23 protein-coding genes are annotated in these 26,558 nt (G+C 64.8%); 15 read left to right on the top strand and 8 right to left on the bottom strand.

From position 1 onward, the window contains the following. Positions 1 to 37: 37 nt before the first annotated feature. Complete coding sequence (gene proB / locus H8S62_RS07835; protein WP_155147701.1) at positions 38 to 850, bottom strand: glutamate 5-kinase; 813 nt, start codon at positions 848 to 850, stop codon at positions 38 to 40. A 468-nt stretch (positions 851 to 1,318) separates the two neighbouring features. On the opposite strand from proB, the gene H8S62_RS07830 reads away from it, so the two are divergent. From H8S62_RS07830 to H8S62_RS18340, 9 genes are all read left to right on the top strand, one after another. After that, positions 1,319 to 1,804 (top strand): tRNA (cytidine(34)-2'-O)-methyltransferase, encoded by a 486-nt coding sequence (locus H8S62_RS07830; RefSeq protein WP_155147704.1) that lies wholly within the window; start codon positions 1,319 to 1,321, stop codon positions 1,802 to 1,804. A gap of 6 nt (positions 1,805 to 1,810) precedes the next feature. Beyond that, a complete protein-coding gene (locus H8S62_RS07825) occupies positions 1,811 to 3,079 on the top strand; it encodes a phosphoglycerate kinase (protein WP_186918953.1) in 1,269 nt (422 codons plus the stop codon). A 178-nt stretch (positions 3,080 to 3,257) separates the two neighbouring features. Then, the gene (gene tpiA, locus H8S62_RS07820; RefSeq protein WP_155147707.1) at positions 3,258 to 4,031 is read left to right on the top strand and encodes a triose-phosphate isomerase; all 774 of its coding nucleotides are present in this window, start codon (positions 3,258 to 3,260) and stop codon (positions 4,029 to 4,031) included. 349 nt (positions 4,032 to 4,380) lie between these two features. Next, complete coding sequence (gene gpmI, locus H8S62_RS07815) at positions 4,381 to 5,901, top strand: 2,3-bisphosphoglycerate-independent phosphoglycerate mutase (protein WP_186918952.1); 1,521 nt, start codon at positions 4,381 to 4,383, stop codon at positions 5,899 to 5,901. A 454-nt stretch (positions 5,902 to 6,355) separates the two neighbouring features. After that, positions 6,356 to 7,657 (top strand): phosphopyruvate hydratase, encoded by a 1,302-nt coding sequence (eno, locus tag H8S62_RS07810; protein WP_207723481.1) that lies wholly within the window; start codon positions 6,356 to 6,358, stop codon positions 7,655 to 7,657. A 676-nt stretch (positions 7,658 to 8,333) separates the two neighbouring features. Further along, complete coding sequence (locus H8S62_RS07805) at positions 8,334 to 8,906, top strand: TetR/AcrR family transcriptional regulator (protein ID WP_155147712.1); 573 nt, start codon at positions 8,334 to 8,336, stop codon at positions 8,904 to 8,906. Beyond that, positions 8,903 to 10,276 carry an AMP-binding protein gene (locus H8S62_RS07800; RefSeq protein ID WP_186918951.1) on the top strand — a complete coding sequence of 458 codons (1,374 nt, stop codon included), beginning with the start codon at positions 8,903 to 8,905 and terminating at the stop codon, positions 10,274 to 10,276. Before H8S62_RS07805 ends, H8S62_RS07800 begins: the two co-directional genes overlap by 4 nt. A 78-nt stretch (positions 10,277 to 10,354) precedes the next feature. Next, entirely contained in the window at positions 10,355 to 10,738 is a 384-nt protein-coding gene (locus tag H8S62_RS07795) for a BlaI/MecI/CopY family transcriptional regulator (protein WP_155147714.1), read from the top strand. Further along, a complete protein-coding gene (locus H8S62_RS18340; protein WP_155147716.1) occupies positions 10,731 to 13,949 on the top strand; it encodes a M56 family metallopeptidase in 3,219 nt (1,072 codons plus the stop codon). The genes H8S62_RS07795 and H8S62_RS18340 overlap by 8 nt, the downstream gene beginning before the upstream one ends. Before the next feature lie 101 nt (positions 13,950 to 14,050). On the opposite strand, the gene H8S62_RS07785 is transcribed toward H8S62_RS18340, so the two are convergent. Continuing rightward, positions 14,051 to 15,124: an NAD-dependent epimerase/dehydratase family protein gene (locus tag H8S62_RS07785; RefSeq protein ID WP_186918950.1), complete on the bottom strand. Its 1,074-nt coding sequence runs from the start codon at positions 15,122 to 15,124 to the stop codon at positions 14,051 to 14,053. A 185-nt stretch (positions 15,125 to 15,309) separates the two neighbouring features. Here H8S62_RS07785 and H8S62_RS18505 point away from each other — a divergent pair, with 185 nt between their 5' ends. After that, a complete protein-coding gene (locus H8S62_RS18505; RefSeq protein WP_155147720.1) occupies positions 15,310 to 15,888 on the top strand; it encodes a TetR/AcrR family transcriptional regulator C-terminal domain-containing protein in 579 nt (192 codons plus the stop codon). Between the two features lie 2 nt (positions 15,889 to 15,890). Continuing rightward, positions 15,891 to 16,598: a hypothetical protein gene (locus H8S62_RS07775; RefSeq protein ID WP_186918949.1), complete on the top strand. Its 708-nt coding sequence runs from the start codon at positions 15,891 to 15,893 to the stop codon at positions 16,596 to 16,598. A 62-nt stretch (positions 16,599 to 16,660) separates the two neighbouring features. Here H8S62_RS07775 and H8S62_RS07770 read toward each other — a convergent pair whose 3' ends face one another. Continuing rightward, positions 16,661 to 17,479, bottom strand: coding sequence for a C40 family peptidase (locus tag H8S62_RS07770; protein ID WP_186918948.1), 819 nt, complete (start codon positions 17,477 to 17,479; stop codon positions 16,661 to 16,663). A gap of 41 nt (positions 17,480 to 17,520) precedes the next feature. Beyond that, on the bottom strand, positions 17,521 to 18,450 hold the full coding sequence (locus H8S62_RS07765; protein WP_207723480.1) for a S66 peptidase family protein: 930 nt from the start codon (positions 18,448 to 18,450) through the stop codon (positions 17,521 to 17,523). 232 nt (positions 18,451 to 18,682) lie between these two features. Here H8S62_RS07765 and H8S62_RS07760 point away from each other — a divergent pair, with 232 nt between their 5' ends. The 3 genes from H8S62_RS07760 to H8S62_RS07750 are packed head-to-tail and all read left to right on the top strand — an operon-like array spanning position 18,683 to position 21,377. After that, positions 18,683 to 19,669 carry a helix-turn-helix transcriptional regulator gene (locus tag H8S62_RS07760; protein ID WP_186918947.1) on the top strand — a complete coding sequence of 329 codons (987 nt, stop codon included), beginning with the start codon at positions 18,683 to 18,685 and terminating at the stop codon, positions 19,667 to 19,669. Between the two features lie 15 nt (positions 19,670 to 19,684). After that, a complete protein-coding gene (locus tag H8S62_RS07755) occupies positions 19,685 to 20,356 on the top strand; it encodes a response regulator transcription factor (RefSeq protein ID WP_186918946.1) in 672 nt (223 codons plus the stop codon). Then, positions 20,343 to 21,377, top strand: coding sequence for a HAMP domain-containing sensor histidine kinase (locus H8S62_RS07750; protein WP_173023520.1), 1,035 nt, complete (start codon positions 20,343 to 20,345; stop codon positions 21,375 to 21,377). The genes H8S62_RS07755 and H8S62_RS07750 overlap by 14 nt, the downstream gene beginning before the upstream one ends. 216 nt (positions 21,378 to 21,593) lie before the next feature. On the opposite strand, the gene H8S62_RS07745 is transcribed toward H8S62_RS07750, so the two are convergent. The 4 genes from H8S62_RS07745 to H8S62_RS07730 form a co-directional block, all read right to left on the bottom strand. Next, positions 21,594 to 22,025: a GNAT family N-acetyltransferase gene (locus H8S62_RS07745; protein WP_155147735.1), complete on the bottom strand. Its 432-nt coding sequence runs from the start codon at positions 22,023 to 22,025 to the stop codon at positions 21,594 to 21,596. 239 nt (positions 22,026 to 22,264) lie between these two features. Beyond that, positions 22,265 to 22,597: an arsenate reductase family protein gene (locus H8S62_RS07740; protein WP_155147737.1), complete on the bottom strand. Its 333-nt coding sequence runs from the start codon at positions 22,595 to 22,597 to the stop codon at positions 22,265 to 22,267. A gap of 33 nt (positions 22,598 to 22,630) precedes the next feature. After that, complete coding sequence (locus H8S62_RS07735) at positions 22,631 to 22,846, bottom strand: DUF1653 domain-containing protein (protein WP_155147739.1); 216 nt, start codon at positions 22,844 to 22,846, stop codon at positions 22,631 to 22,633. Between the two features lie 66 nt (positions 22,847 to 22,912). Further along, on the bottom strand, positions 22,913 to 23,758 hold the full coding sequence (locus tag H8S62_RS07730; RefSeq protein ID WP_186918945.1) for a hypothetical protein: 846 nt from the start codon (positions 23,756 to 23,758) through the stop codon (positions 22,913 to 22,915). 189 nt (positions 23,759 to 23,947) lie between these two features. Between H8S62_RS07730 and H8S62_RS07725 the strand changes: the two genes are divergently transcribed. Continuing rightward, complete coding sequence (locus H8S62_RS07725; protein ID WP_186918944.1) at positions 23,948 to 26,287, top strand: sugar phosphate nucleotidyltransferase; 2,340 nt, start codon at positions 23,948 to 23,950, stop codon at positions 26,285 to 26,287. Positions 26,288 to 26,558 lie beyond the last annotated feature (271 nt).

Genomic DNA, 26,558 nt, shown 5'->3' with positions numbered 1-26,558 from the left:
CACCGATAGCGTCCCATCAAACGGGCGGCCGCAAGGACTACCCCTGGAGTGTCCCGGCAAACCGCGTGCCGACGGCCTCGCCCCGGACGATGCGGTAGAGGTCCTCCACCCGCTCGCCGTTGGTGATGACCATATCCACTCCGGCGGCCATGGCGACCTCGGCGGCGTTCAGCTTGGTCTGCATCCCGCCGGTGCCCCTCCAGGTGCCCGCGCCGCCCGCCATGGCCCGCAGCTGCGCAGTGACCGCGTCCACCCGGGGAATGAGCCTGGCGGCGGGGTTATTATGGGGGTCGGCATCGTAGAGACCGTCGATATCGCTGAGAAGGACCAGCAGGTCGGCCTTCACCAGCCGGGCCACAATGGCGGAGAGGGTGTCGTTGTCGCCCAGGACCTTGCACTTGCCGGTCTCAATCTCTGCGGAGGAGACGGAGTCGTTCTCGTTTACCACGGGGATGATGCCCAGCTCCAGCAGGGACTCAAAGGTATTGCGCAGGTGCTCCGCCCGGACGGGGGCGTCCACATCCTCGCCGGTGAGAAGAATCTGGGCCACCACCCTGTTATACTCGCCAAACATCTTGTCATAGAGATGCATGATGGCGCATTGGCCCACCGCGGCGGCGGCCTGCTTCATCCTGAGCTCGCGGGGCCGCTCCTTCAGCCCCAGCTTGGTACTCCCCACGCCGATGGCGCCGGAGGAGACCAGCACAACCTCGTGGCCCATGCCCTCCAAATCGGACAGGGTCCGGGCCAGCCGGTCCATATTATGCAGGTTCAGCCGGCCGGTGTCATGGGTCAGGGAGGATGTGCCTACCTTTACGACTATGCGCAGTGAGTCCGTACGCTCTTCCATCTTGCTGTCTCCTTCCAAATACACGCGCAGCGTGCGCGCCGGGCGGCGCGGGGGCCGGCGAGCTGCTCTTTCGCCAGCCGATGGTTACAATTAAGGGGTCCCCGCGGAAATTACATCCCGTGGGGTGTGTCGGCTTTGACCACTATGTGGATGCAATCGTTACGAGTTTCCGCGATTCATTCTCCTTAAGTCAACTTTTTGGAGGTCTAAAAGCGATATTTTTAGTTTAGACTTAACGGCGCGGCACACAACTTTACCCCGGCGCAAACACCGCCGCCGCCGCTTTACTGCCGTTATTGTACCACACCGCTTCTCCACAATAAAGTACAAAACACATTTATTGCGCAAATTTAATGTTTTGAGGGCGAAAATCTAAAAATTTATAGCATTTTCAGTACATTTGTTATTGAAATCCAGGGCATTGTGATGTACAATACAAGACGCTGTAAGGAAGGGAGGCGTGCGCAAATGCTCAATATTGTTCTGGTGGAGCCAGAGATACCCCAGAACACGGGCAATATCGCCCGGACCTGCGCCGCCACCCGGAGCCGGCTGCATCTCATCAAGCCGCTGGGCTTCGACATCTCCGAGCGGGCGGTGAGGCGGGCGGGGCTGGACTACTGGGACATGGTGGACCTGAACGTCTACGAAGATCTGGACGATTTCTTCGCCCGGACGGCCGCGGACGACGTCTGGCTCACCACCACCAAGGCGCCCCGGGCGTACACCGAAGCCGCATTTCGCAGCGGCTGCTGGCTCTTTTTCGGTAAGGAGACGGCGGGCCTGCCGCAGGCATTCCGGGAGCGGCACCGCGAACGGTGCGTGCGCATTCCCATGCGGGAGGAAGCCCGCAGCCTGAACCTCGCAAACTCCGTTGCCATCGTTACCTACGAAGCATTGCGTCAAATAGGATTCCCCGGCTTGTCCGGGGAGGGCGAGATGAAAGGAGTATAAGATTTTATGAACTACAACAAGAAGACCGTCAAGGACATCGACGTGAAGGGTAAGAAGGTCCTCCTGCGGTGCGACTTCAACGTCCCCCAGGACAAGGAAACCCTCGCCATCACCGACGATAAGCGCATCCGCGCCGCCCTGCCCACCATCCAGTATCTGCTGGACCAGGGTGCGGCGGTCATCGCCTGCTCCCACCTGGGAAAGCCGGAGCCCAGCTTTGAGAAGTGGGCCAAGAAGCAGGCCGAGAAGGGCAAGGACCCCGCCGCCATTACCGAGGAGAAGTGGAGCAAGTCCCTCCAGGCCCTGAGCCTGGCCCCCGTGGCGGAGCGCCTGAGCGAGCTGCTGGGCAAGAAGGTCATTATGGCCGACGACGTGGTGGGCCCCGACGCCACCGCCAAGGCTGCGGCCCTCCAGCCCGGCCAGGTGCTCCTGCTGCAGAACACCCGTTTTGAGAAGGGCGAGACCAAGAACGACCCGGAGCTTGCCAGGAAGATGGCGGCTATGGCCGAGGTCTATGTGTCCGACGCCTTCGGAGCGGTCCACCGCGCCCACGCCTCCACCGCCGGCGTGGCCGAGTATCTGCCGGCCGTCTCCGGCTTCCTGATCCAGAAGGAGCTGGAGATCATCGGCGGCGCGCTTGCCAGTCCCAAGCGGCCCCTGGTGGCCATCCTGGGCGGCAGCAAGGTCTCCTCCAAGATTGGCGTCATCAACAATTTACTGGAGATTGCCGACACCATCATCATCGGTGGCGGCATGGCCTACACCTTCTCCGCCGCCCAGGGCGGCAAGGTGGGCGACAGCCTGCTGGAAGCCGACTGGGAGGACTACTCCAGGGAGATGGTGGAGAAGGCCGCGGCCAAGGGCGTGAAGCTCCTCCTGCCGGTGGACACCGTCATCGCCGACGCCTTCGCCCCCGACGCCAAGAGCCAGATCGTGAAGTCCGGCGAGATCCCCGACGGCTGGCAGGGCCTGGACATCGGGCCTGAGACCGTCAAGCTCTACTGCGACGCCGTGAAGGACGCGGGCACCGTTATCTGGAACGGGCCCATGGGCGTGTTCGAGTTCCCCGCCTTTGCGGGGGGTACCAAGGCCGTGGCCGAGGCCCTCTCCAAGACCGAAGCCATCACCATCATCGGCGGCGGCGATTCCGCGGCTGCCGTGCAGCAGTTGGGCTACGCCGACAAGATGACCCACATCTCCACCGGCGGCGGCGCCTCCCTGGAGTTCATGGAGGGCAAGGAGCTGCCCGGCGTGGCGTGCCTTTTGGATGCGTAAAAAAGGAAGAGGTAAATAGCCGGGCGGGCGACAAGGGGGATTCCGCGCACAGCATCTTTTTGAAGCCTTTGTTGAAGGCGCTGTCAGACGTAGCAGCCCATTCTTCCGCACGCAGGAGCCGTTTGCTTTTCACGTTCAATTTTGTGGTTTTTACTCTATATGAAAAGGATGGAATAACATGAACCGCCGTTACCGTAAGACTATCATCGCCGGAAACTGGAAGATGAACAAGACCCTCTCCGAGACCCGCGCCTACGCTGAAGAGATCAAGCCCATGCTGGGCAAGCCCAAGTGGTGCGAGGTCGTCCTGTGCGTACCCTATGTGAACATCCCCGCCGCCGTGCGCCTGTTCAAGGAGAGCCGCATCGCCATCGGCGCGGAGAACTGTCACTATGAGTCCACCGGCGCGTACACCGGCGAGGTGTCCGCCGAGATGCTCAAGGAGCTGGGCGTGAAGTATGTCATCATCGGCCATTCCGAGCGCCGCGCCTACTACAACGAGACCGACTTCACCGTCAACAAGAAGGTCCACGCCGCCCTGGAGGCGGGCCTTTACCCCATCGTCTGCGTGGGCGAGAGCCTGGAGCAGCGTGAGCTGGACGTGACCATGGAGCTTATCGCCTACCAGGTGAAGGCCGCCCTGGCCGGCGTGCCCGCCGATAAGATGCGCCATGTGGTCATCGCCTACGAGCCCATCTGGGCCATCGGCACCGGCAAGACCGCCACTGCCGAGCAGGCCGGCGAGGTCTGCGAGGGCATCCGTGCCGTGGTGCGCAAGCTGTACGGCGCCCGTGTGGCCCGGGCCGTCACCATCCAGTACGGCGGCTCCATGAACGCCAAGAACGCCGCCGAGCTCCTGGCCCAGCCCGACGTGGACGGCGGCCTGATCGGCGGCGCGGCCCTCAAGCCCGCCGATTTCACGACGATTGTGAACGCGGCCAATCAGGAGTAAAGCCGGCCACGCCGTGAACGAAGGTAAGCCGCGCCGCAAGGCGCGTCCAAGCGTTTTGGCCGAATGGCCGAAACCTTGCCGCAGGCGGGATTGAATCCCGCCGAGGATGTGAAATCAAAAGGGCCCCCGCGCGATGGTACATCGCGTGGGAATGGGACGGCGGCCTAATCGGCGGCGCGGCCCTCAAGCCCGCGGCCCTCACCACGGTTGTGAACGCGGCCAATCAGGAGTAAGATCCCCCAGCCGCGCAAATGCCACAGCCCCTTATGGGGGCCAAGACGCATCTCCTTTCCCCCGCTAAGGGGGAGGGCCGCGAAGTGGCGGGGGGAACGATAGATTCGAGGTATTTATGAGTAAAACACCTACCACTCTCATTATCATGGACGGCTTCGGGCTGCGGGCGGAGACGGACGGCAACGCCGTGCTGAACGCCCGGACGCCCGTGCTGGATAAGCTCTTCGCCGAGAATCCCGGCTGTAAGCTTTCCGCCTCAGGCCTGGACGTGGGCCTGCCCGACGGCCAGATGGGCAACAGCGAGGTGGGCCACACCAACATTGGCGCGGGCCGCGTGGTCTTCCAGGACCTGCCCCGCATCTCCAAGGCCATCACCGACGGCGACTTCTTCGAAAACGCCGCCTATTTGAAGGCCATGGACAGCTGCAGAGAGAACGGCGCCGCCCTCCATGTGATGGGGCTGCTGTCCGACGGCGGCGTCCACAGCCATATCACCCACATCTTCGCCATCCTGGAGATGGCCAAGCGCCAGGGCCTGAGCAGAGTCTTCGTCCACTGCTTCCTGGACGGGCGTGACGTGCCCCCCTCCTCCGGCAGGGACTTTGTGGCGCAGCTTGCCGCCAAGTGCGCTGAACTGGGCGTGGGGCGGATCGCCACCGTCATGGGACGCTTCTACGCCATGGACCGGGATAAGCGCTGGGACCGCGTGCAGCGGGCCTACGACGCCATCGCCTGCGGCGAGGGGGCCTTCAACGCCGACGCGGCGGACGCCGTCCAGAAGTCCTACGATGCGGGCGTCACCGACGAGTTCGTGGAGCCGGTGGTCTGCGTGAAAGACGCGGCGGTCAACGCGGGCGACTCCATCATCTTTATGAACTTCCGCCCCGACCGGGCCCGGGAGATCACCCGCTGCTTCGTCGACGCCGACTTCACCGACGTGGAGCGCAGGCGGGGCTTCCTTCCCGTCACCTATGTATGCACCACCGAGTACGACGCCACCATGCCCGGTGTGGAGGTGGCCTTCCCCCACCGGGAGCTCACCAACATCTTTGGCGAGTATATCTCCCGGCTGGGCCTCACCCAGCTGCGCATCGCCGAGACCGAGAAATACGCCCATGTGACCTTCTTCTTCAACGGCGGGCAGGAGGCGGTTTTCCCCGGGGAGGACCGGGCCCTCATCGCCTCTCCCAAGGTGCCCACCTACGACATGAAGCCCGACATGAGCGCCCGTGAGGTGGCCGCGGAGGCCGTCAAGCGGATCGAGAGCGGCGCGTATGACGTCATTATCCTCAACTTCGCCAACTGCGACATGGTGGGCCACACCGGCATCTATGAGGCCGCCCGCATCGCTGTGGAGACTGTGGACGAGTGCGTGGGCAAGGTGGTGGAAGCCACCCGCGCCATGGGCGGCGTGGCCCTCATCACCGCCGACCACGGCAACGCCGAGCGCATGGTGGACGACGACGGCGTGACCCCCTATACCGCCCATACCACCAATCTGGTGCCCTTCTACATTGTGGGCGCCAACGTGAAGCTCCGCGACGGCCGCCTGGCCGATATCGCCCCCACCATGCTGGATTTGATGGGCCTTGAAAAGCCCGCGGAGATGGACGGGACTTCACTGATTGAGAACTGAGGGCTTCAAGGCCCATACCAAGGGTTTCGGCCCACCCACGCAGGGTCAAACCCTTGATGCCGGGCGGGTTTACTCCGCCCAGGCAGATAAAAGCAACAGGGGTCCCCGCGCGGCCTGCCGCGCGGGGCGCCTTGAAAAGCCCTCGGAGATGGACGGGACTTCACTGATTGAGAACTGAGGGCTTCAAGGCCCATACCAAGGGTTTCGGCCCACCCACGCAGGGTCAAACCCTTGATGCCGGGCGGATTTACTCCGCCCAGGCAGATAAAATCAACGGGGTCCCCCCACGGCCTGCCGCACGGGGCGCCTTGAAAAGCCCGCGGAGATGGACGGGAATACCTTGATTGTCGGCTAAAAGTTTTTAGTTCTGGGCATGGGGTATAAAATGACGCAACTGGGGCGAACATCATAGCGATTCGCTCTTTAGCGGTTCCATACGAAAGGAGATCTTACCATGAAGCAGATTATTGAAATTGTCGACGTGCTCGGCCGCGAGATTCTGGACAGCCGCGGCAACCCCACCGTTGAGGTGGAGGTCTATCTGGAGGACGGCGTCGTGGGCCGCGCGGCCGTTCCCTCCGGCGCTTCCACCGGCATCTATGAGGCCTGCGAGCTCCGCGACGGCGACAAGAGCCGCTACCTGGGCAAGGGCGTGCAGAAGGCCGTCACGAACGTGAATACCGAGATTGCCGAGTGCCTGGTGGGCATGAACGTCCTGGATCAGGTCGCCATCGACAAGGCCCTCATCGATCTGGACGGCACCGCCAACAAGGAGCGCCTGGGCGCCAACGCCATCCTGGGCGCGTCCCTGGCCTGCGCCAAGGCCGCCGCCGAGACCCTGGGCACCAGCCTCTACAACTATATCGGCGGCGTCAACGCCAAGACTCTGCCCGTGCCCATGATGAACATTCTCAACGGCGGCGCCCATGCCACCAACAATGTTGAGATCCAGGAGTTCATGATTATGCCTGTGGGCGCCTGCTGCTTCAAAAAGGCCCTCCAGATGTGCGCCGAGGTCTTCCACACCCTGAAGAGCGTCCTCAAGGAGAACGGCACCCCCGCCGCCGGCGTGGGCGACGAGGGCGGCTACGCCCCCAACCTGAAGAAGGATGAGGACGCCCTGAAGGTCATCGTGGCCGCCATTGAGAAGGCCGGCTTCAAGCCCGGTGAGGACTTTATGATCGCCATCGACGCCGCCTCCTCCGAGTGGTGGAACGAGGAGGAGAAGTGCTATATCCAGCCCAAGTCCGGCAAGAAGATGACCCAGCAGCAGCTGGTGAATATGTGGAAGAAGTTTGCAGACACCTATCCCATCGTATCTCTGGAGGACGGCATGGCCGAGACCGACTGGGAGGGCTGGGCCATGCTCACCAAGGCTATCGGCGACAAGGTGCAGCTCGTGGGCGACGACCTGTTCGTCACCAATGTCACCCGCCTGTCCACCGGCATTGAGCAGAAAGTTGCAAACTCCATCCTCATCAAGGTCAACCAGATCGGCACCCTGACCGAGACCCTGGATGCCATCCAGATGGCCAACCGCGCCGGATACACCGCGATTGTGTCCCACCGCTCCGGCGAGACCGAGGACACCACCATCGCCGATATCTCCGTGGCCCTCAACGCCGGCCAGATCAAGACCGGCGCCCCCAGCCGCACCGACCGCGTGGCCAAGTACAACCAGCTGCTCCGAATCGAGGAGGAGCTGGGCGACGTGGCTCAGTACCCTGGCATGAAGGCGTTTTTCAACCTGAGATAAAATAGACCGCAGCCGTTCATGTCGCCCAGGACCTCCTCACCAAGTGTTCCGGCCCGTCCAACGCCGGGCCGGAACCTTGATGCCTGGGCGATTCACTTGCCCAGGCAGATAAAATAAAGTGGGGTCCCCAATGGGCGCCTCCCATTGGGGCGTGAGCTGGGCGACGTGGCTCAGTACCCTGGCAAGAAGGCGTTTTTCAACCTGAAGTAAGCTGAATGAACGGCAAAAAGGCCGCCACCCTTTTGGGTGGCGGCCTTTTATGTCATCTGGGCCTTTTTTAATTTCGACGTTTATTTTATGGCGGCGGCCACCCGGACGGGCCGCCCTACGGGGTCCCGGGAACACCGCGTCCTCCGTGTGAAGGTTTTCAAACAGCTATGCGGGAACCTGAAACCCTGTAGGGCCGATGGCCCCGGTGAGCCGCAGGAAGGAGCTACCACGGGACACGCGGTAATCGTCCCCTCAGCACCGACGGCGGCCATTGAGTACCTGGAGAAACGCAGCCGGTAACAAGTCTTGCCGGGTGACCTTTGCTCGAGGGACGCTACCCCCGTCTCGCTTCTGCCCAGGTCGCGGGGCCCGGGCGGCGGATGCGAAGAGGAAAATCCGCTTGACAAGCAGACTTTAATAATATATCATAAGATATATAACAAAAGATATATGAGGAGGCCCAGCTATGCCGCCAAGGCAGAGGATCACCCGCGGGATGATATTGGACGCCGCCCTTGCACTGACCCGCACCGAGGGCATCGGCGCGGTGAACGCCCGGAGCGTGGCGAAGTTCCTGGGCTGCTCCACCCAGCCGGTATTCAGCCAGTTCGCCACCATGGAGGCCCTGCGCCGGGCCACCTTCGACCACGCGGGGAGGGTTATCATGGAGAAGATTTTGCAGTACCAGGACCGGCCGGACTTCCTCCAGCGCACCGACGAGCTGGTGCTGAACCTGGCCCGGGACGAGCCGAGGCTCTTCCACCTGCTCTACCTCTCGGACAGCTTTGAGAGCCGCAACCTCTGGGAGGTGATGATGGACTGGGAGTGCAACCGGAAGCTGGTGGCCGCCCTGGCGGAGCGATACGGCCTGGGGGAGGAGGACTGTCGGGACATCTTCCTGCGGGGCTATCTGCTGCTCCACGGCGTCGCCGCCATGATCGCCACCAACCAGATGGATTTTACCAACCAACAGGCCCTGGACATGGTGCGCCGCACGGTGGGCGACATGGTGTGCGGGGCGCGCAAGGAGGAGCCGTGAGAGAGATTGGCCTGATAAAAGCCCTGGCCCTGACCCGCCGGGCGGGGAAGATGCTCCCGGAGGAGCGCGCCGCCCTCCGGCGTCGGCGGCTGGAGGCGCTGGTGGCCCACGCGCGGGCGAACAGCCCCTACTATGCCGAGCGTTGCGCCGGGCTGGGGGCGGACTTCGCCCTCACCGACCTGCCGGCCGTAAACAAGGTGGAGCTGATGGCCCGCTTCGACGACTGGACCGCAGACCGGGCAGTTACTCTGGCGCGGGTCAGAACGTTTATGGAGGACAAAAACAACATCGGGCGGATGCTGGACGGGAAATACCTGGTCTTCACCACCTCCGGCTCCACGGGACACCCGGCGGTCATCATTTGGGACAAGACCGCCATGAACATCTCCTCCGCCCTCTCCGTCCTGCGGTCCTACGCCAGGAGGGAGGATATGGCGGCCTTTCTCAGGAAGGGCAAGCGGTCGGCCAGCCTCTTCGCGGACGGCGGCTTCTACCTGGGCTGCGGCTCCATCCGCTACCAGCTGCACAAGATGCCCTACAAGAAGGGGCAGATCATGAACATTGACGTGCGCACCCCCATGGCCCGGGCGGTGGAACGGCTGAACGCCTTCCGCCCCGCCATGTTGGGGGGCTACCCCAGCGCCCTGGAGCTGCTGGCGGAGGAGCAGGAGGCCGGGCGGCTGCATATCGCTCCGGCGGTGGTCATGACCGGCGGCGAGCTTCTGCGGCCCGAGGTCCGGGAGAGGCTGGGGGCGGCCTTCGGCGGGTACGTGCAGACCAATTACTCCTGCACAGAGGGAGGCACCGTGGCCCATGAGTGCAGAAACCGGCACTTCCACATCAACGACGAGTGGATCATCGTCGAGCCGGTGGACAGCGCGGGCCGGGCGGTGCCCGACGGCGTGCAGTCGGACAAGCTGCTGCTGACCAATCTGGCCAGCTTCGCCCAGCCCATCATCCGCTACGAGGTGACGGACCGTGTGATTCTGCACCGGGAGCCCTGCGGCTGCGGCTGCACCGCCCCCTGGCTGGAGCTGGAGGGGCGCACCGACGACACCCTCACCTTCTCCGGCGGAATACGGGCCGCGCCCCTGGGACTGTACGCCCTGCTCAAGGAGATTCCCGGAGTGCGGCGCTTCCAGCTCGTTCAAAGAGAGCGGGATGTGCTGGAGCTGCGGCTCCTGGCGGAGGACCGGGCGGCGGCCTTCGAGATGGCCCGGCGGGAGCTGGGGGCGTATTTGAAATCCCTGGGGGCCGATGTGAGAATTGTTTTGGGGGAGGATTTGCCCCGGACCCACCCGGAGAGCGGGAAGTTCCGACACATTGTGTCCCTGGGGCAGGGGCGGGGACCCGCTGCGCAAAAATTATAACGACCCTCTTGACATTGCGGTTAGACAAATGTAAAATGAAGCTACAGCGACAGATGTCTAATGAAAGGAGGGGCGGGCATGGGAGACTATGTGAGACTGCCCGACGCGGAGCTGGAGGTCATGCAGGCCCTGTGGGCTCAGAAGGAGTATCCGGCCTCCTCGGGGGAGCTGATGGAGCACCTCCAGGGGAAGCACTGGCGGCTGCCCACGCTCCTGAAGCTCCTCTCCCGGCTGGAGGAACGGGGCTTCGTGGCCCGCGAGAAGGACGGCAGGGCCAATCTCTACAGCCCCCTGGTGAAGGAGGCGGACTATCTGGCTGCGGAGACCCGCTCCTTTCTGGAGCGGCTGCACGCGGGAAGCCTGCCCAGCCTTGTGGCTGCGCTGGTAGACAGCAAGGCGGTCAGCGAGGCCGACCTTCGGGAGCTGGAGGAGCTGCTGAAAGGGGGAACCCAGGATGCGTGACGCGCTCTTTTCCCTCTTGGAGGTGACCCTCTCGGTGGGCGCGGTCATCGCCCTGCTGCTGGCGCTGGGGCCGCTGCTGGAAAAGCGCTTCAAGCCCCAGTGGCGGTACTGGGCGTGGCTGGCGGTGGCGGTGCGCCTGGCGGTGCCCTTCAACCTGCCCAGCCCCCAGCCGCTGGTCCAGATTCCCGCCCCCGTGATGGAGCAGCGGGGGGAGAACCCCCGCAACGCCCCCTCCGCCCTCACCGGGCCCGGAGGCGAAAACGCCGTCCCCGCCGTCAATATCAATCCGGTCGATACGCCCGTTCAGCCCCAGGCGAGCGCAGCCGCTCCGACGGCAGCGCCCATTCGGATTCCCTGGACGGTCCTGCTGCCGGCCCTTTGGCTGGGTGGCGGCGGGGTGTTCCTGGCGGCGCAGCTCTGGGGGTATTCCCGCTTCCGCCGGACCATAAGGCGGTGGGGCCGCAGCCCCGGCGAGGAGGAGCGGGCCGTCCTGGCGGAGGCCATGGCCCAAGCGGGCGTCACCGCCCCGGTGGAGCTCATCGTCTGCCGTGCGGTGGCCTCCCCCGCCCTGGTGGGCTTCCTCAGGCCCGCCATCCTCCTGCCCGAGACCCTGGGGGGGAACGCGCTGCCCTTTGCCTTTCTCCACGAGCTGACCCACTTGAAGCGGCGCGACCTCTGGTATAAGGCGCTGCTGGTGTGGGCGAACGCCCTGCACTGGTTCAACCCCCTGGTCTGGCTCATGCGGCGGCGTGCGGAGCAGGATTTGGAGGCCGCCTGCGACGACGCCCTTCTCCGGGGCAGGGACGAGGCCTACCGCCGGAGCTACGGCGCGGCCATCCTCTCCGCGGTGACCACCCAGCGGCAGAGCGCGGCCGCCCTCACCTCCCACTTCGCCGCCGACGGCAAGAGCCTCAAGAAGCGGGTTCTGGCCCTGCTGGATATGGGGCCCAAGCACAAGGGCCGGGCGGCTCTGGCCGTGGTGGTCTGCGCCGCTGTTCTGGCGAGCGCGCTGGTGGCCTGCCGGGAACAGGCTGCGGCGCTGCCCGACGGGACCTACTGGGCCGAGCCGCAGCTGAGCGCCGAGGAGTCCGCCTTGCTGCGGGAGAAGGGCTATGCCGAGACCGTCACCTTCGCCCTGGCCGACGTGGACGAGAGCGGCGATCTGCCCGTCCAGATAAGTACGGAGGAAAATACCCATACCCTGGATCTGGCGGAGGATGCCGCGCTGAGCCTGCGTGCGCTCAACGGACGCAGCGAGGCCTTCGGCGGAAGTGTAAACGACTTCATCCAGTACCGGCTGCTTCTCTCCTACGCGCCCGTCCTGCTGCACCTGCAGGTGCAGGGGGGAACAATTACGGCGATGGCGTGGGTCTGGGGGAACTATGCCCCCGAGTACCTATGGTCAAACCACAGCGGCACGGTTACCGGGCTTATGGGGCAGTTTACCCAGGAGAACGGTGAGAACACGTATAGCGGCATGGCCTATCACAAGGACGCGAATACCCTGACCTTCCAGCCCGTGGAGCGCTACCTGGGGACGGACGGAGAGGAGTACGCCGCATCCTGGGGCGAGATGGGCGATGAGGCCACCCAGGTCCGCGGCCTGGGTGCGGCGGTGACCCTGCCCCTGGCGGAGGACGCGGTGGTGGTGGGGTCCAACGGCACCGAGACCGGGCCGGAGGGGATGGAGGAGCTCTGCTTCGGCCTGCTGGCCATGTCCTATACGCCCTATCACTTCCTCCGCATGGAGGTGGAGGACGGCCGGGTCCGGCGGGTGGAGTCGGTCCGGGAGGTCCGGCTGAGCACTGAGGACGCCGCACTGGGCGACTGGCTGGGCGGCCTGGTGGACGGCGCACTGGGCGACACGCCGGACGGCTGGGACGATATAGACTGGAAGGCCTTTACTGAGCTGATGAAAGGTTCATCCATCCGGGAGAATCTCCGCTCCCTGGACGACATCACCGACGCTATGATGAGCGGCGAGACCGTCATCGGCAGCTACTGTAATGAAAGCAACAGCTACTGGCTGACACAGGGATATACCAACAGCTTCGGCAGCTTTACCGGAGTGATTCATCAGTACACGATTGATACGGACAGGGACATGGAGGTTCAGCTTACCTACTCCACGGACTTCCCGGCCGACGAGTTCAAGGCGGCAATCGTCACTGCGAATGGCGAGGTACAGTACCTGGAGCACAGCCGGACGGACAAGACCGTCACAATTTCCCTGCCTGAGGGAAACAACTTCGTCGCCATGGCGGGCTTCCGGGCGGGGGGGACCTTCCGCATCCGGATGACACCGCAGGACGGGGCGGAGCTCCGGTACCGGGACGAGTTTATGGAGGCCTTCAGCCAGGCCGGGAGCAGGAACACGCAGGGCGGGGAAGGCCCAACGCTGGTGAATGAACAGAGCATGGATATGAGCGGCGTGAAGCTGGTCAGCGTGGATTATATTATGGAGAACGTGGTTTTCTACCAGGGGGAGTCCGATAAGCTGGTCTATAGGGAGTACCTGACCCGGAACGACAGCGGCTGCCTCGGCAAAGCCGAGCGGGAGGACGGCGCGCTGACCATCAAGACCGGCGAGCGGCCCACGGACGGCACCTGGAAGAGCGGCTACGTGGAAATCTACCTGCCCGCCTCTTATGCCGGCAGCCTGAATGTGGAGACCACCAGCGGAAACATCACCGTTCCCGTGCTCAACGGCGGGGATGCGATTTCGTCCGTCTCGGGCAACCTGTCGGCTGCCGCGGCCAACGGCGTGCAGAGGCTGGAGACCACCAGCGGAAACATCACGCTGGAGTCGGCGGCGCTGAAGGCGGGCAGTACAATCAATTCCGTCTCCGGAAATATCCGGGTGGGACAGATGACGGGCGCGCCGTATATCGGCACCACCAGCGGCAGCATCACCGTGGAGAGGATGGAGGGCTACGGGGAGTACGCCACCACCTCCGGCGGCATTGACCTGACGTATCTCGCGGTGAAGGGGGATATCTCCGTGAGCTCGACCAGCGGCACGGTCCGGCTGGGCCTGCCCGGCGGGCTTGGGATGGACTTCGACGCCCGGAGCAACAGCGGGAGCATCCATACCCCCTTTGACGGTGAATTGACGGTCCGGAAACGGAGCAAGTCCGGCAGCGTGAGCGGCGGCGGCGTGTCCGTGCAGATTGAAACCACGTCGGGAGATATTACGGTATCACAGACGTGAGCATAGAAGCGGCGGCCCCGGTTCGGGGCCGCCGCCGTTCGTTTGCCGTGGTATGCCCGGCTTCTAATATGGCGGAAACGCTGTCCGGCGCGATGGAGCCGTCAATTGACTGCCGGCAGCTTTTTGGGACGGCATTTTTTTGCCCTCGCCGGGCGGGGGGCGGGTTTCGCCGCCTCAGCCCGGCTCAGTTCCCAGGCGGCGGTATCCGCCAAGGTTTCGGCGATGGGGCGGTTGGTGAAGCCAAGCGCCCTGCGGGCCTTCCGGCTGGAAAAATTATCGTTGGAGCGCATACAGTAGAGAGAGTACCCCGTGAAGAGGGGCTGCTCCCGCCGCAGCTTGGCCCACAGCTCCATGAGGGGCGCCACGGGCCGCAGGGCGGAGGGGGAGAGGAAGCGCTTCACATGGGCGGCGGTGTTTTCCGCCTCCAGCAGGGCGGAGACCTCCCTCCAGTCGTAGTGCCTGCCGGAGAGGATATAGCTCTCGCCCCGGCCACCCTTGTCCACGGCTGCGATGCAGGCGTCGGCCACGTCCCGCACGTCCACCAGGTCGTACCCGCCGGTGACCAGGGTATGGAGCCTGCCGGTGACGCAGGCGCGGATGGTGTGGTTGAGGTGGTTGCGGCCGAAGTCCCCCGGCCCCAGAATTCCGGCGGGCAGGACAAGGGAGGCGTCCAGCCCCCGAGCGCGCACCGCGTTCAGCACCTTCTGGGCGGCCTCGGCCTTGGTCTTGGCGTAGGCCCCCTTCACCCAGGCGGCGTGGAATTGGTCGGTCTCCCGGATCACGCCGCGGCCCGGCTGCTCGGGCAGGGCGTGGACCGAGCTGACGTGGACCAGCCGGGCGGGCGGGTGGGCGAGACAGGCGTCGACGATGTTCTCCACGCCCCCCACATTGACGGCGCGGAGCCGGGGGGAGACCTTGGTCTCTATGGAGATAAGGGCGGCGGTGTGGATGACCGCCAGGGTCTCCCGGGGGCCGTGGGCAAAGAGAGGTTCCAGACTGGCGGCGTCGCAGACGTCCCCGCGGACGATCTCCACATCGGGGCAGCCCTCCAGAGGCGCGGCGGACTCGCCGGGCAGAAGCAGGGCCCGCACCCGCGCGCCCAGGGCGCTGAGCTTTTTCACAATGGTGCTGCCCAGATGGCCCGCACCGCCGGTCACAATATAAATACGTTCCATTATCGGGCTCCTTTTTCAGATTGTTCACAAAACAGAGGTTGATGATTTCCCTGATTTCATTATAATGAAAAGAAAGCAAGGCACAAGCGACAGCTTTTCGCGCCCTGTGGGATGATGGACACGGAGTGGACACTGTGTCCGACAACCGGCAGGGCGGCGTAAAATCGTCGCGCGGAGGTGAAGGCGTGAAGAGCAGGAAGGACGACCAGCGGACCCGGATGACCCGCAAGCTGCTGCAGAAGGCCCTGGTGGACCTGATGCGGGAGAAGCCCCTCAAGGACATCACGGTGAAGGCGCTCTGCCAGCAGGCGGAGGTGAACCGGAGCACGTTCTATCTTCATTACTACGATATTTACGACCTGATGGAGGAGCTGGAGGGCCAGATCGGCGCGGAGCTCACCGCCGTGCTGGAGGAGATGCCGTTCACCCTGGGAGACCAGAACACCTTCTCCGCCTACTATACCGCGATTTTCGCACTCCTGGCCCGACACGCGGACCTGTGCACCATTCTGCTGGGTGAGCACGGGGACAAGGTCTTTGTCTCCAAGCTTTTCGACATGGGGCGGGAGAAGTGCGTCACCGAGTGGATGCGGCTCTACCCAGACGCCGGGCGCAAGCGGGTGGAGATGTACTATGTGTTCGTCTCCTCCGGCTGCGTGGGGCTGCTCCAGAACTGGTTTGACGGCGGCTGCAAGGAACCGCCCGAGGCGGTGGCCCGGCAGGTGGAGCGGCTGGTGGCCACGAGTATCACCACGCTGGAATGAGTATGGGCGCAGCGAAAAAAGGTGCGGAGGTCAATGCTGCATATACGCCGGAATACCTGGCACGGCGGCGGGCGTGGGCCGGACTTTTTGCCAGGGACAATTTTCAAGAAGAGGAGATGGTCCCGCTCTCCGGAGGGTACCGTCTTGTAACGCGCAGCTATGCCGGGGTGGTAAACGGCTGCCGGCTGACCGGCAGCCGAAATGTCTTGTGGGACCGGTCGGGAAAGCGGCTGGGCTTCTTTGAAACCCACGATGACGAGGGTGAATTTGCGGAAATAATCTCCCATAGAAATGGCCGGGAATACCTGATTTTTCGCCGGGAGCTGTACGGCTACAGCGTCCTAGACCTCCACTCGGGCGAGGAATTTCATTTTGTCCCCCGGGCCATGCTGGAGGGGCGGGAGACCTTTATATGGACAGGGGTTTGCTACAATCCGGAAAACAATATTCTTGCCGTTTCCGGCTGCTTTTGGGCGTGCCCCTGGGGGACGCTCCTGCTTGACTTTTCCAATCCGATGACGGAGACCGGGTGGGTGGATATCCACGCCGCGCTTGATGCCGGGTACGAGCGGTACGACGATATGGAGTTCAGAATGTGGCGTGGGACGGATTTGATTTTGGACTGCCGCAATCAGAGGGATGGTCAGGTCGAGGAGGTCGTGCTGGAGAGAACGGCCTATGAAGCCTGGCTGAGGGCGATTAAAGAATGAAGGTCAGTCTGTAGGACAAAATGATGAAAAGCCCCCGCTGCGGCGCAGCGGGGGCTTTTGCATTAAAAAATACTGCCTGCCGCCGTCAGCTTCTCCGGCAGATCGGGGCGGTAGTCCGGGTGGGACGGGTCCAGGCTGTTGACGACCACGCCGTCGCTGCCGTCTTTGGCAGTGGAGTGGAGATACCGCCCGTCCCCCAGATAGATCGCCACGTGGCCGGGGAAGAAGAGGAGGTCGGCGGGCTTGACGGACTCCGGAGGGATAGGATGGAGGGGATACCCCTCCTTGAGTTTTGCATCCCGCCAGATGACTACCCCGTTGAGCAGGTAGGCCATGGACGCAAGGCCGGAACAATCGATGCCCATGGGGGTCTTGCCCCCCCAGCGGTAGTGGGTGCCCAGATAGCCCATCGCGGTCTCCACAATGGCGGCGCGAAGGGCGCTTTCGCCGAAGCGGGGGGGCGTATCGTAATAAGGGCCCAGAAAACTGCGTTTCGTATACCCCTCCCGTCCATCCGGGAGAAAAATTCTCTGCCAGCCCTTCCCGTCAGGCGCGCCCTGGGGGGATACCAGCGCCCCGCGGGTGAGGGAAACCAGCGGCCAGCTCTCCACGGCGGGGGCGGAGAGCACGTCGCAGAGGGCTTTGGTAATCACAGCCTTGGGCAGGCGCAGCCAGCTCTCCGCGCAGTCCTCCCCGAAGAGCAGGTGACGGCCCTCCCCATAGCCGGTATAGCCGTAGTGGGTCCGCACCCGAAACCAGCCTGGGCAGGGGGCGTCCAGCACCTCGGCGGCCATGCCGAAGAGGGCCTCGTCGACGCGCTCCCCGGGGCAGGCGGGGCGGAGCATCAGGGGACAGATTGGGACATTGACGATAACTCTCATGGCGGCCTCCTGGAGAGAGAATTGATGATCGGAAATAGGAGTCAGCCGGGCAGGACGGTCAGAGTCCCGGCGCAGGCATCCATCTTGGCCGGCGCCCCCAGGGGCAGCGCCATGGTGGGCTGGTCGTGGCCGCAGGGGAGGCCCGCAAGGATGGGCTTTCCGGCGGGGAGGAGCAGCTCGGTGAAAATCTCATCCAGGGTGAGCGACCGCTCCGGGTCCTCGGGGCCGACATCGGTCCAGTAGCCCAGCAGGATGCCCGCGCAGTCCCGGAGCTTGCCGGCGTTTCGCAGCTGTGTGAGCATGGCGTCCACCCGGTGGCTGCGCTCCCCCACCTCCTCCAGGAAGAGGAGCTTTCCCCGGGTGTCCAGCTCCCAGGGGGTGCCCAGGGAGTCGGCGATCAGGGACAGGTTGCCCCCGCAGAGGGGGCCGCAGGCCAGGCCGGGGGCCAGGGTCCGCCAGGGCCTGCCCGGCAGTCCGGGCAGGGGGCCGGTGAGGCCGCCAAAGAGGGCGCGCCGCACATAGTCGAGGCTCCAGCCGTCCAGAGGACGCTCCGCCCAGTAGGCGGGCATGGACACATGGTAGGAGACGAGGCGGCAATTCTGCTGGAGGGCGGTGTGGAGGGCGGTTATATCGCTGAATCCGCCAAGCCACTTGGGATGGGCGGCAATACAGCGCCAGTCCAGCAGGGGCAGCAGGCGGGCCGCGCCGTACCCGCCCCGGATGCACCAGACGCCGTCGACCGATGGGTCGGCAAAGGCACGATTCAGGTCGGCGGCCCGCTGGGCGTCGTCCGCGGCCAGATACCCATGGCGGTAGTCGGGGAGGCTGGAGGGAAAGACCACGGCCTCCAGGCCCAGGGCGCGCATACCGTCCACAGCGCCCCTCAGCTGCTCCACGCTGACGCCGGAGGAGGGGGCCGCCAGCGCCACCCGCGCGCCGGGGAAGAGGGGGGAGGGGGTGCGTATGGGCATATCTATCACCTCAATGAAACGGCATGAAGCAGCCGGTTAGGGGGGCTAAATGGCTCGAGTTTAAACCATTCTACCAGTTGAAGGAGGATGTGTAAAGCGGTCCTTGGCACGGGGGGAGGAATATGGTATACTAAACAAAAGTCCGTTATATGGTACATATTTTTTGGTAAGATAATCCTGCGGCAGAGGTGGCCCTGAGGCCGCCATCCGCCGCAGAAGGGAAGTGCTGCCAATGGCTCGCGGTGCAAACCAGAAATTAAAGCTGCCGCTCCTGGAGCGGATTTTGCTCCAGGAGACCGACGAGGAGCACCCCATGACGGTGCAGGAGCTCATCGCGGCTCTGGAGGCCCGGGGGGTGGGTGCGGAGCGCAAGAGCATCTATGACGATATGGAGGCCCTGCGACAGCTGGATGTGGACGTCCAGAGCCGGAAGGGCAAGAGTCCGGGCTGGTTCGTGGGGGCGCGGACCTTTGAGCTGGCGGAGCTGAAGCTGCTGGTGGATGCGGTCCAGTCCTGCAAATTCATCACCCGGAAGAAGTCCGACGCCCTGATTGCCAAGCTGGAGACCCTCGCCAGCCGCCATGAGGCCCGGCAGCTCCAGCGGCAGGTCTACGTGGACCGCCGGGTGAAGACCATGAACGAGAGCGTCTACTATAATATCGACAAGCTCCACGCCGCCATCTCCGGGGCGCACGCGGTGACCTTTAAGTACTTTGAGTACAACGTGCGTAAGGAGAAGGTCTTCCGCCGGGAGGGGAGGCGCTATCAGGTGAGCCCCTACGGGCTGCTGTGGGACAATGAGAATTACTACCTGGCGGGCTTCGACCACCAGCACGCCGAGCTGCGCCACTACCGGGTGGACAAGATGGCCGAGCTGGCGGTGACCTGTCTGCCCCGGCAGGGGGACGGGACCTGCGAGAACTTTGATATAGCATCCTATGCGCAAAAGCACTTCGGCATGTTCAGCGGCCGGGAGGGGCAGGTGACCCTGCGCTGCCGCAAGGGGCTGGTGGGCGTGGTGCTGGACCGCTTCGGCCAGGATGTGATGCTGGTGCCCGACGGGGAGGAGCACTTCACCGCCACCGTACGGGCAGTGGTGAGCCCTCAGTTTTTGGGCTGGGTCTTCGGCCTGGGGGACGGGGTGGCGGTCACCGGGCCGGACTGGGCGGTGGCGGCGCTGGAGGAGCAGATGGAAGCGGTGGGGCGGCAGTACCGATGAGAGGAGCGGGATACCATGGCGCAGCGTATTTTGATTGTGGACGACGAGGAAAAGATCCGCACCCTCCTGAGCAAATACGCCCGCCACGCGGGCTATGAGAGTGTGGAGGCCGGTGACGGCCGGACCGCAGTGGAGATCTGCCGGGCCGGGAATGTGGACATGGTGATCCTGGACGTGATGATGCCTGTGCTGGACGGACACGAGGCCCTGCGGGCCATCCGCACCTTTTCCGACGTGCCGGTGCTTATGCTGTCCGCCCGGGGGGAGGAGTACGACAAGGTGAGGGGCTTTAAGCTGGGGGTGGACGACTACGTGGTCAAGCCCTTCTCCCCCAAGGAGCTGATGCTCCGGGTGGCGGCGATCCTCAAGCGCGGGGGCGGAGATCGCAGCCGGGAGACCTTGGGTGTGGCCGGGCTGGTGGTGGACCCCGCCGCCCGCCGGGTGACGGTGGACGGAAGGGAGGTGGACATGACCCCCAAGGAGTTCGACCTGCTCGCCCTCCTGACCACGAGGCCAGGGGAGGCAATCACTCGACAGGAACTTCTGGACGCCGTTTGGGCCGGAGAGCAGCCGGGCAGCGACAGGACCCTGGACACCCACATCAAGCAGGTCCGCCGGGCGGTGGGGCCGTATGCGCAGCGGATTGTCACGCTGCGGGGAGTGGGGTATCGGTTTGAAGAAAAGTGAGCACAGGCCCCGCTGGATGGCGAAGCTCAGCCTCCGCTGGGCCATCCTGGCCTATCTGATGAGCTTCGCGCTGGTGCTGGTGGTCTGGATTGGGCTGCTCCAGGGCGGCAGAATGCCCCTCCTCCTGCGGGACCCCTGGGCCACCTACATCTGCGTGGCAATTATTACCATTCTTGGGGCGCTGGGACTGGGACTTATTGTCTCCCGGCAGATCATCCGGCCCATCCTGCGGCTGTGCGCCCAGGCAAAGTCGCTGGCGTCGGGGGAGCGGCGCACCGTCTTCCAGGAGCGGAGCTACCGGGAGGTGGCCGAGCTGTCCGACAGCCTGAACATGGCCCGGCAGGAGCTGGAGGCCGCCGAGGAGCTGCGGCGGGAGATGCTGGTCACCGTGTCACACGACCTGCGCACCCCCCTGTCCATGATCGCCGGCTACGCCGAGGCCATGCGGGACCTGCCGGGCGAGAATACCCCGGAGAATATTCAGGTGATTCTGGACGAGGCCGGGCGGCTGTCCAGCGTGGTGAACGATGTGCTGGACCGCGCCCGGCGGGAGTCCTTTCTCGGGGCGCTCTCCCTGGAGCGCTTTGACTACGGCGCGGTGCTGCGATGGGGCCTGAGCCGTTACCAGGCCCTGTCTGCGGGCCGGTGGCATGTCCGCTGCGAGGGGCCCAGGCATGTGACGGTCCGGGCTGACCGGGTGAAGGTCTCGCGGGTGCTCTACAATCTGCTCAATAACGCCGTCGACCACGGGGGCGCGGACGGCGAGGTGGTAGTGCGCACCAGCATCCGGGGCGCGGTGGTACGCACGGAGGTTATCGACCGGGGGCCGGGCATCGATACCGGGGACCCGGCCGGCATCTGGCGCGAGCACCTGCGCTGCGAGGAGGGGGAGGGACACTACGGCCTGGGCCTCGCCATCGTACGGCGGATTATGGAGATGCACGGGATGGACTACGGCGCGGACAACGTGCCGGGGGGCGGCGCGGTGTTCTGGTTTGAACTGCCGGCTGCGGAAAAATAAAAGGGGCCTGCGCACCGCACGGTGCGCAGGCCCCTTTTACGTGTCGGAACAAGCTGCCGCCCCACTTCTTGGGCAAATGGCGGGGCGGGGGAGCGCCGCGCCCTCCGCCGGCTTCACGGTACCTCGCCTCCGCACCGAGAGCCCCTCTATGGGCGGCTGCGCGCCGGAAGGCGCGAGGTTCTTATGGGGAAGGTCTGTGCTTGCCCGTGCTCTGACTTAGTAATCCAGCACCATGATGTGCTCACGGCCATAGACCCGGCCGTCGAAGCGGAAGCCCAGGGAGCGGTAGAGGCTTACCGCCGGGTTCTCCGGCTCCACGCCGAGATAAATATGGTGCCGGGCGGGGTCGGCCTTCATCCGAGTGAGGACCTGCTCCAGGGCGGCGCGGCCGCAGCCCCTGCCCTGGTGGGCGCGGTCCACCATAAGGCGGTAGAGCCACCACGCGCCGTCGTCCCGGTCCACGCAGTACATGACAAAGCCCACGGGGTGGGGGCCGTCGTAGATTGCCAGGGGGATGCACTCCTCCTGGACATAGGCCTGGGCGATGGACTCGGCATTACAGGCCACGAATTCGCGCTGTTCGTCCGATACGGAAAGTGAGATGATTTCATCAAAGTTTTCCACATTTACTGCCTGCAGTGTGATCATTTTACATACTCCTTTTCGTCTGTGACCAAAATTGGGCGTAAAAAGGCCCGGGTACGGAGGGTACCGTCCCGGGCGCACTGCAGCGGAGAAAGTCAGGCGTGCGGCCTTCCACGGGACGGCGCGAAGATAATGATGCTCATCATACTGACCGTCCCCTTTCAAGTGAATTCAGCCCCCGGATTATGGGGCCTGAACACAGTATAACAGCGCGGGGTGCATAATGCAACAGAAATGTTATGCTACGTCCAGGTTTTCCACACGTCGGGGCAGTACCCCACGGTGGCCTGCCTGCCGTTGCGCACGATGGGGGTCTTGAGGAGCCGGGGGTCCTCCAGCAGCTTCTCAAGCTTGTCCGCGTCGTAGGCCAGGTAGGTGACGAGGGCCGCGTCCGGGTGGGCGGCGTCAATCAGCGCCTCCAGCCCCACCGCGTTTTTCACGCTCTGGAGCTCCCCCTTGCTGATGCCGTACTTCACAAGGTCGATGGCCTGGTATTTCACCCGGCGCTCCTTGAAGTACCGCTCGGCCTTCTTGGTGTCAAAGCATTTGGATTTGCCGAAAATCTGAATATTCATATGCTCACGGCGGGGTCGGGGCCCCGTACCTCCTTATTCGCCGATGTAGATGAAACGGGGGCCGCTGTAGCCGTCCCGGTCCACCTGCTCGCTCCACATGGCGGCGGGGCGGACCCAGACGCCGCGCTCTCCGTAGAGGGCCTGATAGACCACCATGGGTTCCAGGGTCTCGGAGTGGCGGGCGGTATAGAGGACGCGGTACTCGTTGCCCTTAAAGTGGCGGTATTTGCCGGGCCTGACGTCTTCCATAGTCTTACGCTCCTTTCCGGCTGTGCGGTATATTAGCTTCGGGCTCCGGGGGACGGCGGCCCCGCACTATTTGACGGGACTTGCCTTGGCGCAGGGGACCCCGGCCTGGCAGAGGCCGCAGCCGGCCTCCACGTTCACGTCGAAGCCGGGGGTGTTCCGATAGAGCGCATGGCAGCGCTCCAGCCAGGCGCGGCACCTCTCCTTATCGTGGCCCCGGGGGGTAATGGCCCCGGCGGGACAGCGGGCGGCGCAGACCTTGCAGGAGCCGCTGCGGAAGAAGAGGCACCAGCCGTGGGGGTCCTCGCTCACCCTGGGGTCGGCCTCCCAATTGCCCTCTAAAATCAGTGTGATGAAGCGGACGGCCATCCCCGCACGGGAGATAAAGCCGTCGGACAGGCCGAACGTGCCCAGCCCCGCGGCGTAGGCGGCGTGGCGGTGGGACCAGCGGGCTGCAAAGCCGCCCGGTTCGAGGCCGAATTCCGGCAGCTGATCCACGGCGACGGCCCGGACGCCCTGCCGCGCCAGCGCAGCCAGGATTGAGGCGTAAAAGGGCTTGACGACGGCGTTCCAGGAGTTGCGGGCAAAGACCCAGCGGGGGGCCGGGGTGTCGCCCCCACTGGCCTGGTCGGCCACGGTCTCCTCCGCCTGGGGGAAGCAGAGCACTGCAACGGTGAGAGCACTACCGGAGAGGGACTCGCCGGGGTGGGCGGCGTCCCAGACCTCCTGGGGAGTCCAGTGAAAGGGACCTATGACCTCCTTGTAGCGCACAAAAACCGGGTCGTCCCCCGCGGCCAGGCCCACCAAAGGCCGCCGCCAGATGGGACCATCCCCCAGGGCATAGGGCGCAAAGGTGTTCTCCCGCCAGCCGACGTAGACGGTCTCTATTAAATTGTTCAATTCCATCTTATTCATACCAACAGAATACCGCATTTAAGGGCGAAAGGGAAGAGGAAAGAGGGGTTAAATTTTCAGAGCAGGGCAATACTAAGGCAATACCGATGCGGGTTGGAGGAAAAACGGGCGTTTGGGGCGGACAGCGCCCAGGCATTCCCCGTTTTTCTTCCCGGACATCGAGAATTCCGCCAAAGGATGGTATCGCCTGTGAAAGCAGTCATTATGGCGGGGGGCGAGGGGACAAGGCTGCGGCCGCTCTCCCTGGGCCGGCCCAAGCCCATGACCCCCCTCTTTGATAAGCCCGTAATGGAACACATCATCACCCTTCTGAAGTCCCACGGCATCACCGACATCTGCGTGACGCTGCAATACATGCCCCGGGCCGTGACGGACTACTTCGGCGACGGCGCCGAGCTGGGGGTCCGCCTGACCTATTTTGTGGAGGAGGAGCCCCTGGGAACCGCCGGAAGCGTGAAAAACTGCATGTCCCACCTGGGGGAGGAGGACTTTCTGGTCATCAGCGGCGACGCGGTGTGCGACCTGGACCTGTCCGCCGCCATGGGCTTCCACGCCGCCCGCCGCTCCGCCGCCACACTGGTGCTCTACCACCACCCGACGCCGCTGGAGTACGGCCTGGTCCTCACCGACGAGGAGGGCCGCATCCGGCGCTTCATTGAGAAGCCCTCCTGGGGCCAGGTGCTTACCAACATGGTGAATACCGGAATCTATCTCCTCACCCCCCGGGCCATGGAGCTGGTGCCCGAGGGCTGGCCCTTCGACTTCGGCAAGGACCTCTTTCCCCTGCTGCTGGAGCGGGGAGAGGCCATGTTCGGCTGTGCGGTGGACGGCTATTGGTGCGATATGGGGGACGGCCCGGCCTATCTGCGCTGTGTGGCCGACGCCCTCTCCGGCAAGGTGAAGCTGGATTTGGGTGCGCCCAGGGTGGCCTCCGGCGTGTGGGCGGAGAGCCCCATCCCGCCCACGGTGGAGATAGTGCCGCCCTGTTATATCGGGCGGGGCGTGACCCTGGGGGACGGCTCCCTCATCGGTCCCGACGCCGCCATCGGCGCGGGAAGCTGCGTGGGGCGCCGGGCCCTGGTGCAGAACAGCGCCCTCCACGCAGCCCGTGTGGGGGACCGGGCCACCCTCTACGGGGCCATTCTCTGCCGGGATTCCTCCGCCGGCGCCGGGTCCGTCCTCAACGAGGGGACGGCCCTGGGGGAGGAGGCGGTCCTGGGGCGGGACGCCATTTTGATGGAGGGGGTCAAGGTCTGGCCCAACCGGGCGGTGGAGGCCGGGGCGCGCCTCACCGCCTCCCTCACCGAGGGGGGGCTCAAGGGGCCGCTGAAATTTGGTGACGGGGGGGTTATCCGCGGGATCATCGGCGAGGATTTGACGCCGGAGGCCCTGCTCCTCCTGGGCAACGCCCTGGGAACCGAGGGCCGGGTGGGGTTGGGCCACTGCGGCGGCGAGGGGGCTGGGATGCTCGCCCAGGCCGCGCTGAGCGGCATGGCTGCCGCCGGGTGCAGGGTCTACAGCCACGACGGCCCCTGCGCCGCCTCCGCCGCCTGGCTGGCGGGGAGCTACGCCCTGCCCGCGTCCCTCTTCGTCGAGCAGGACGGCGAGCGGGCCTACCTCCACCTCTTCGACCGCCGGGGCCTGCCTCTGGGCCGGGCCCGGGAGCGCAAGCTGGAAGGGGCCATGCTCCGGGGAGAGATGCACAGGGTCCCCGCCCGCCAGGTGGGGCAGCTGGAGCGCGTGGGCGGCGTGCAGGCGGCTTATGCCGACGATGCCCGCCACCGGGCCCGGCTGAAGGCCGGGCCCATGCGCCCGTTGACGGTCTGCGTCCCCGGAGAGAGCGGCGGGGACGACGCCCTCGCCGAGGCCCTGGAGCGCCTGGGCTGCGACGTAAAGCGGTCCTTCGCCCCCGCCGTCCCGGCCTTTCGGGCCCTCCACGGGGGCTTCCAGCTCATGGCCTGGGACGAGGAGGGCCGGGAGCTGGAGCCGGAGCGGATGCTCACCCTGGTGAGCCTGGTGGAGTTCCAGAACGGGGACGGCCGGGTGGCCGTACCCGCCGGCGCGCCGGTGTCCATCGACCTGCTGGCCCACGGCCACGGCGGGGTGGTCCTCCGCCTGGGGAGGGACGGCAAAGAGGCCGACGAGCGGTATGAGAATATGCCCTGGCTCCGTGACGCGGTCTTCGCCGCCTGCCGCATCTGCGCCCGTATGGGGGCCACCGGCGAGGCGCTGCGCACCCTGGACGGGAAAGCGCCCCTCTTTAACCTCCGGCGGACGGAGGTCCCTCTGGCGGCCAGCCGGGGCGACGTGATGCAGGCCATCGCCCGGGAGGTTCCCGGCGCGGAGAGCGCCGGGGAGGGACTTCGCATCTCCTCCGGGGACGGCTGGGTGTATATCGCCCCCCTGACCCGGCGGCCCGCCCTCCGGGTGGTGGGGGAGAGCTTCGACGCCGAGACCGCGCGGGAGCTGTGCGGCGCCGTCGCTGAGAAGGCCAGGGAGCTGGACGGGAGAATGAAAAAGGAAATATGAGGACGGGGGAACGGCGGGGCGGCTCCTGCGGCCGCCCCGCGGGGCGCGCGAAATCCCCGGTTACTGAAAACGCCCCCAAATTCCCCGAAAAAAATTTATGTATACTTTTTCCCACAGCTGTGGTATACTAAATTGTCATTATGCTCCCCTGCGGGGTCGAGCAACAGGGCTTTCCGTACGCTTGGCGTACTGATATAAGCAGGACACAGACTGAACAGCGCAAAGGCGGCGAATGGCCGTCCCTTTTTCCGGCGAGGCAGGGCCGGAAAGA

Source organism: Lawsonibacter faecis, from assembly GCF_014287675.1.
GTDB lineage: Bacteria > Bacillota > Clostridia > Oscillospirales > Oscillospiraceae > Pseudoflavonifractor > Pseudoflavonifractor faecis.
Note: the sequence above shows the minus strand (reverse complement) of the source record. Positions and strands in the feature narration are given on the sequence as shown.

What these genes read in the sequence shown, in the direction of transcription:
- H8S62_RS18340 (WP_155147716.1), top strand. Translation starts at nt 10,731, where the DNA reads ATGCGTGACGCGCTCTTTTCCCTCTTGGAGGTGACCCTCTCGGTGGGC.
- H8S62_RS07755 (WP_186918946.1), top strand. Translation starts at nt 19,685, where the DNA reads ATGGCGCAGCGTATTTTGATTGTGGACGACGAGGAAAAGATCCGCACC.
- H8S62_RS07775 (WP_186918949.1), top strand. Translation starts at nt 15,891, where the DNA reads ATGGGCGCAGCGAAAAAAGGTGCGGAGGTCAATGCTGCATATACGCCG.
- H8S62_RS07805 (WP_155147712.1), top strand. Translation starts at nt 8,334, where the DNA reads ATGCCGCCAAGGCAGAGGATCACCCGCGGGATGATATTGGACGCCGCC.
- H8S62_RS07760 (WP_186918947.1), top strand. Translation starts at nt 18,683, where the DNA reads ATGGCTCGCGGTGCAAACCAGAAATTAAAGCTGCCGCTCCTGGAGCGG.
- proB (WP_155147701.1), bottom strand. Translation starts at nt 850, where the DNA reads ATGGAAGAGCGTACGGACTCACTGCGCATAGTCGTAAAGGTAGGCACA.
- H8S62_RS07730 (WP_186918945.1), bottom strand. Translation starts at nt 23,758, where the DNA reads ATGAATAAGATGGAATTGAACAATTTAATAGAGACCGTCTACGTCGGC.
- H8S62_RS07830 (WP_155147704.1), top strand. Translation starts at nt 1,319, where the DNA reads ATGCTCAATATTGTTCTGGTGGAGCCAGAGATACCCCAGAACACGGGC.
- tpiA (WP_155147707.1), top strand. Translation starts at nt 3,258, where the DNA reads ATGAACCGCCGTTACCGTAAGACTATCATCGCCGGAAACTGGAAGATG.
- H8S62_RS07745 (WP_155147735.1), bottom strand. Translation starts at nt 22,025, where the DNA reads ATGATCACACTGCAGGCAGTAAATGTGGAAAACTTTGATGAAATCATC.
- H8S62_RS07795 (WP_155147714.1), top strand. Translation starts at nt 10,355, where the DNA reads ATGGGAGACTATGTGAGACTGCCCGACGCGGAGCTGGAGGTCATGCAG.
- H8S62_RS07765 (WP_207723480.1), bottom strand. Translation starts at nt 18,450, where the DNA reads ATGCCCATACGCACCCCCTCCCCCCTCTTCCCCGGCGCGCGGGTGGCG.
- gpmI (WP_186918952.1), top strand. Translation starts at nt 4,381, where the DNA reads ATGAGTAAAACACCTACCACTCTCATTATCATGGACGGCTTCGGGCTG.
- H8S62_RS07785 (WP_186918950.1), bottom strand. Translation starts at nt 15,124, where the DNA reads ATGGAACGTATTTATATTGTGACCGGCGGTGCGGGCCATCTGGGCAGC.
- H8S62_RS07770 (WP_186918948.1), bottom strand. Translation starts at nt 17,479, where the DNA reads ATGAGAGTTATCGTCAATGTCCCAATCTGTCCCCTGATGCTCCGCCCC.
- H8S62_RS07735 (WP_155147739.1), bottom strand. Translation starts at nt 22,846, where the DNA reads ATGGAAGACGTCAGGCCCGGCAAATACCGCCACTTTAAGGGCAACGAG.
- H8S62_RS07825 (WP_186918953.1), top strand. Translation starts at nt 1,811, where the DNA reads ATGAACTACAACAAGAAGACCGTCAAGGACATCGACGTGAAGGGTAAG.
- eno (WP_207723481.1), top strand. Translation starts at nt 6,356, where the DNA reads ATGAAGCAGATTATTGAAATTGTCGACGTGCTCGGCCGCGAGATTCTG.
- H8S62_RS07740 (WP_155147737.1), bottom strand. Translation starts at nt 22,597, where the DNA reads ATGAATATTCAGATTTTCGGCAAATCCAAATGCTTTGACACCAAGAAG.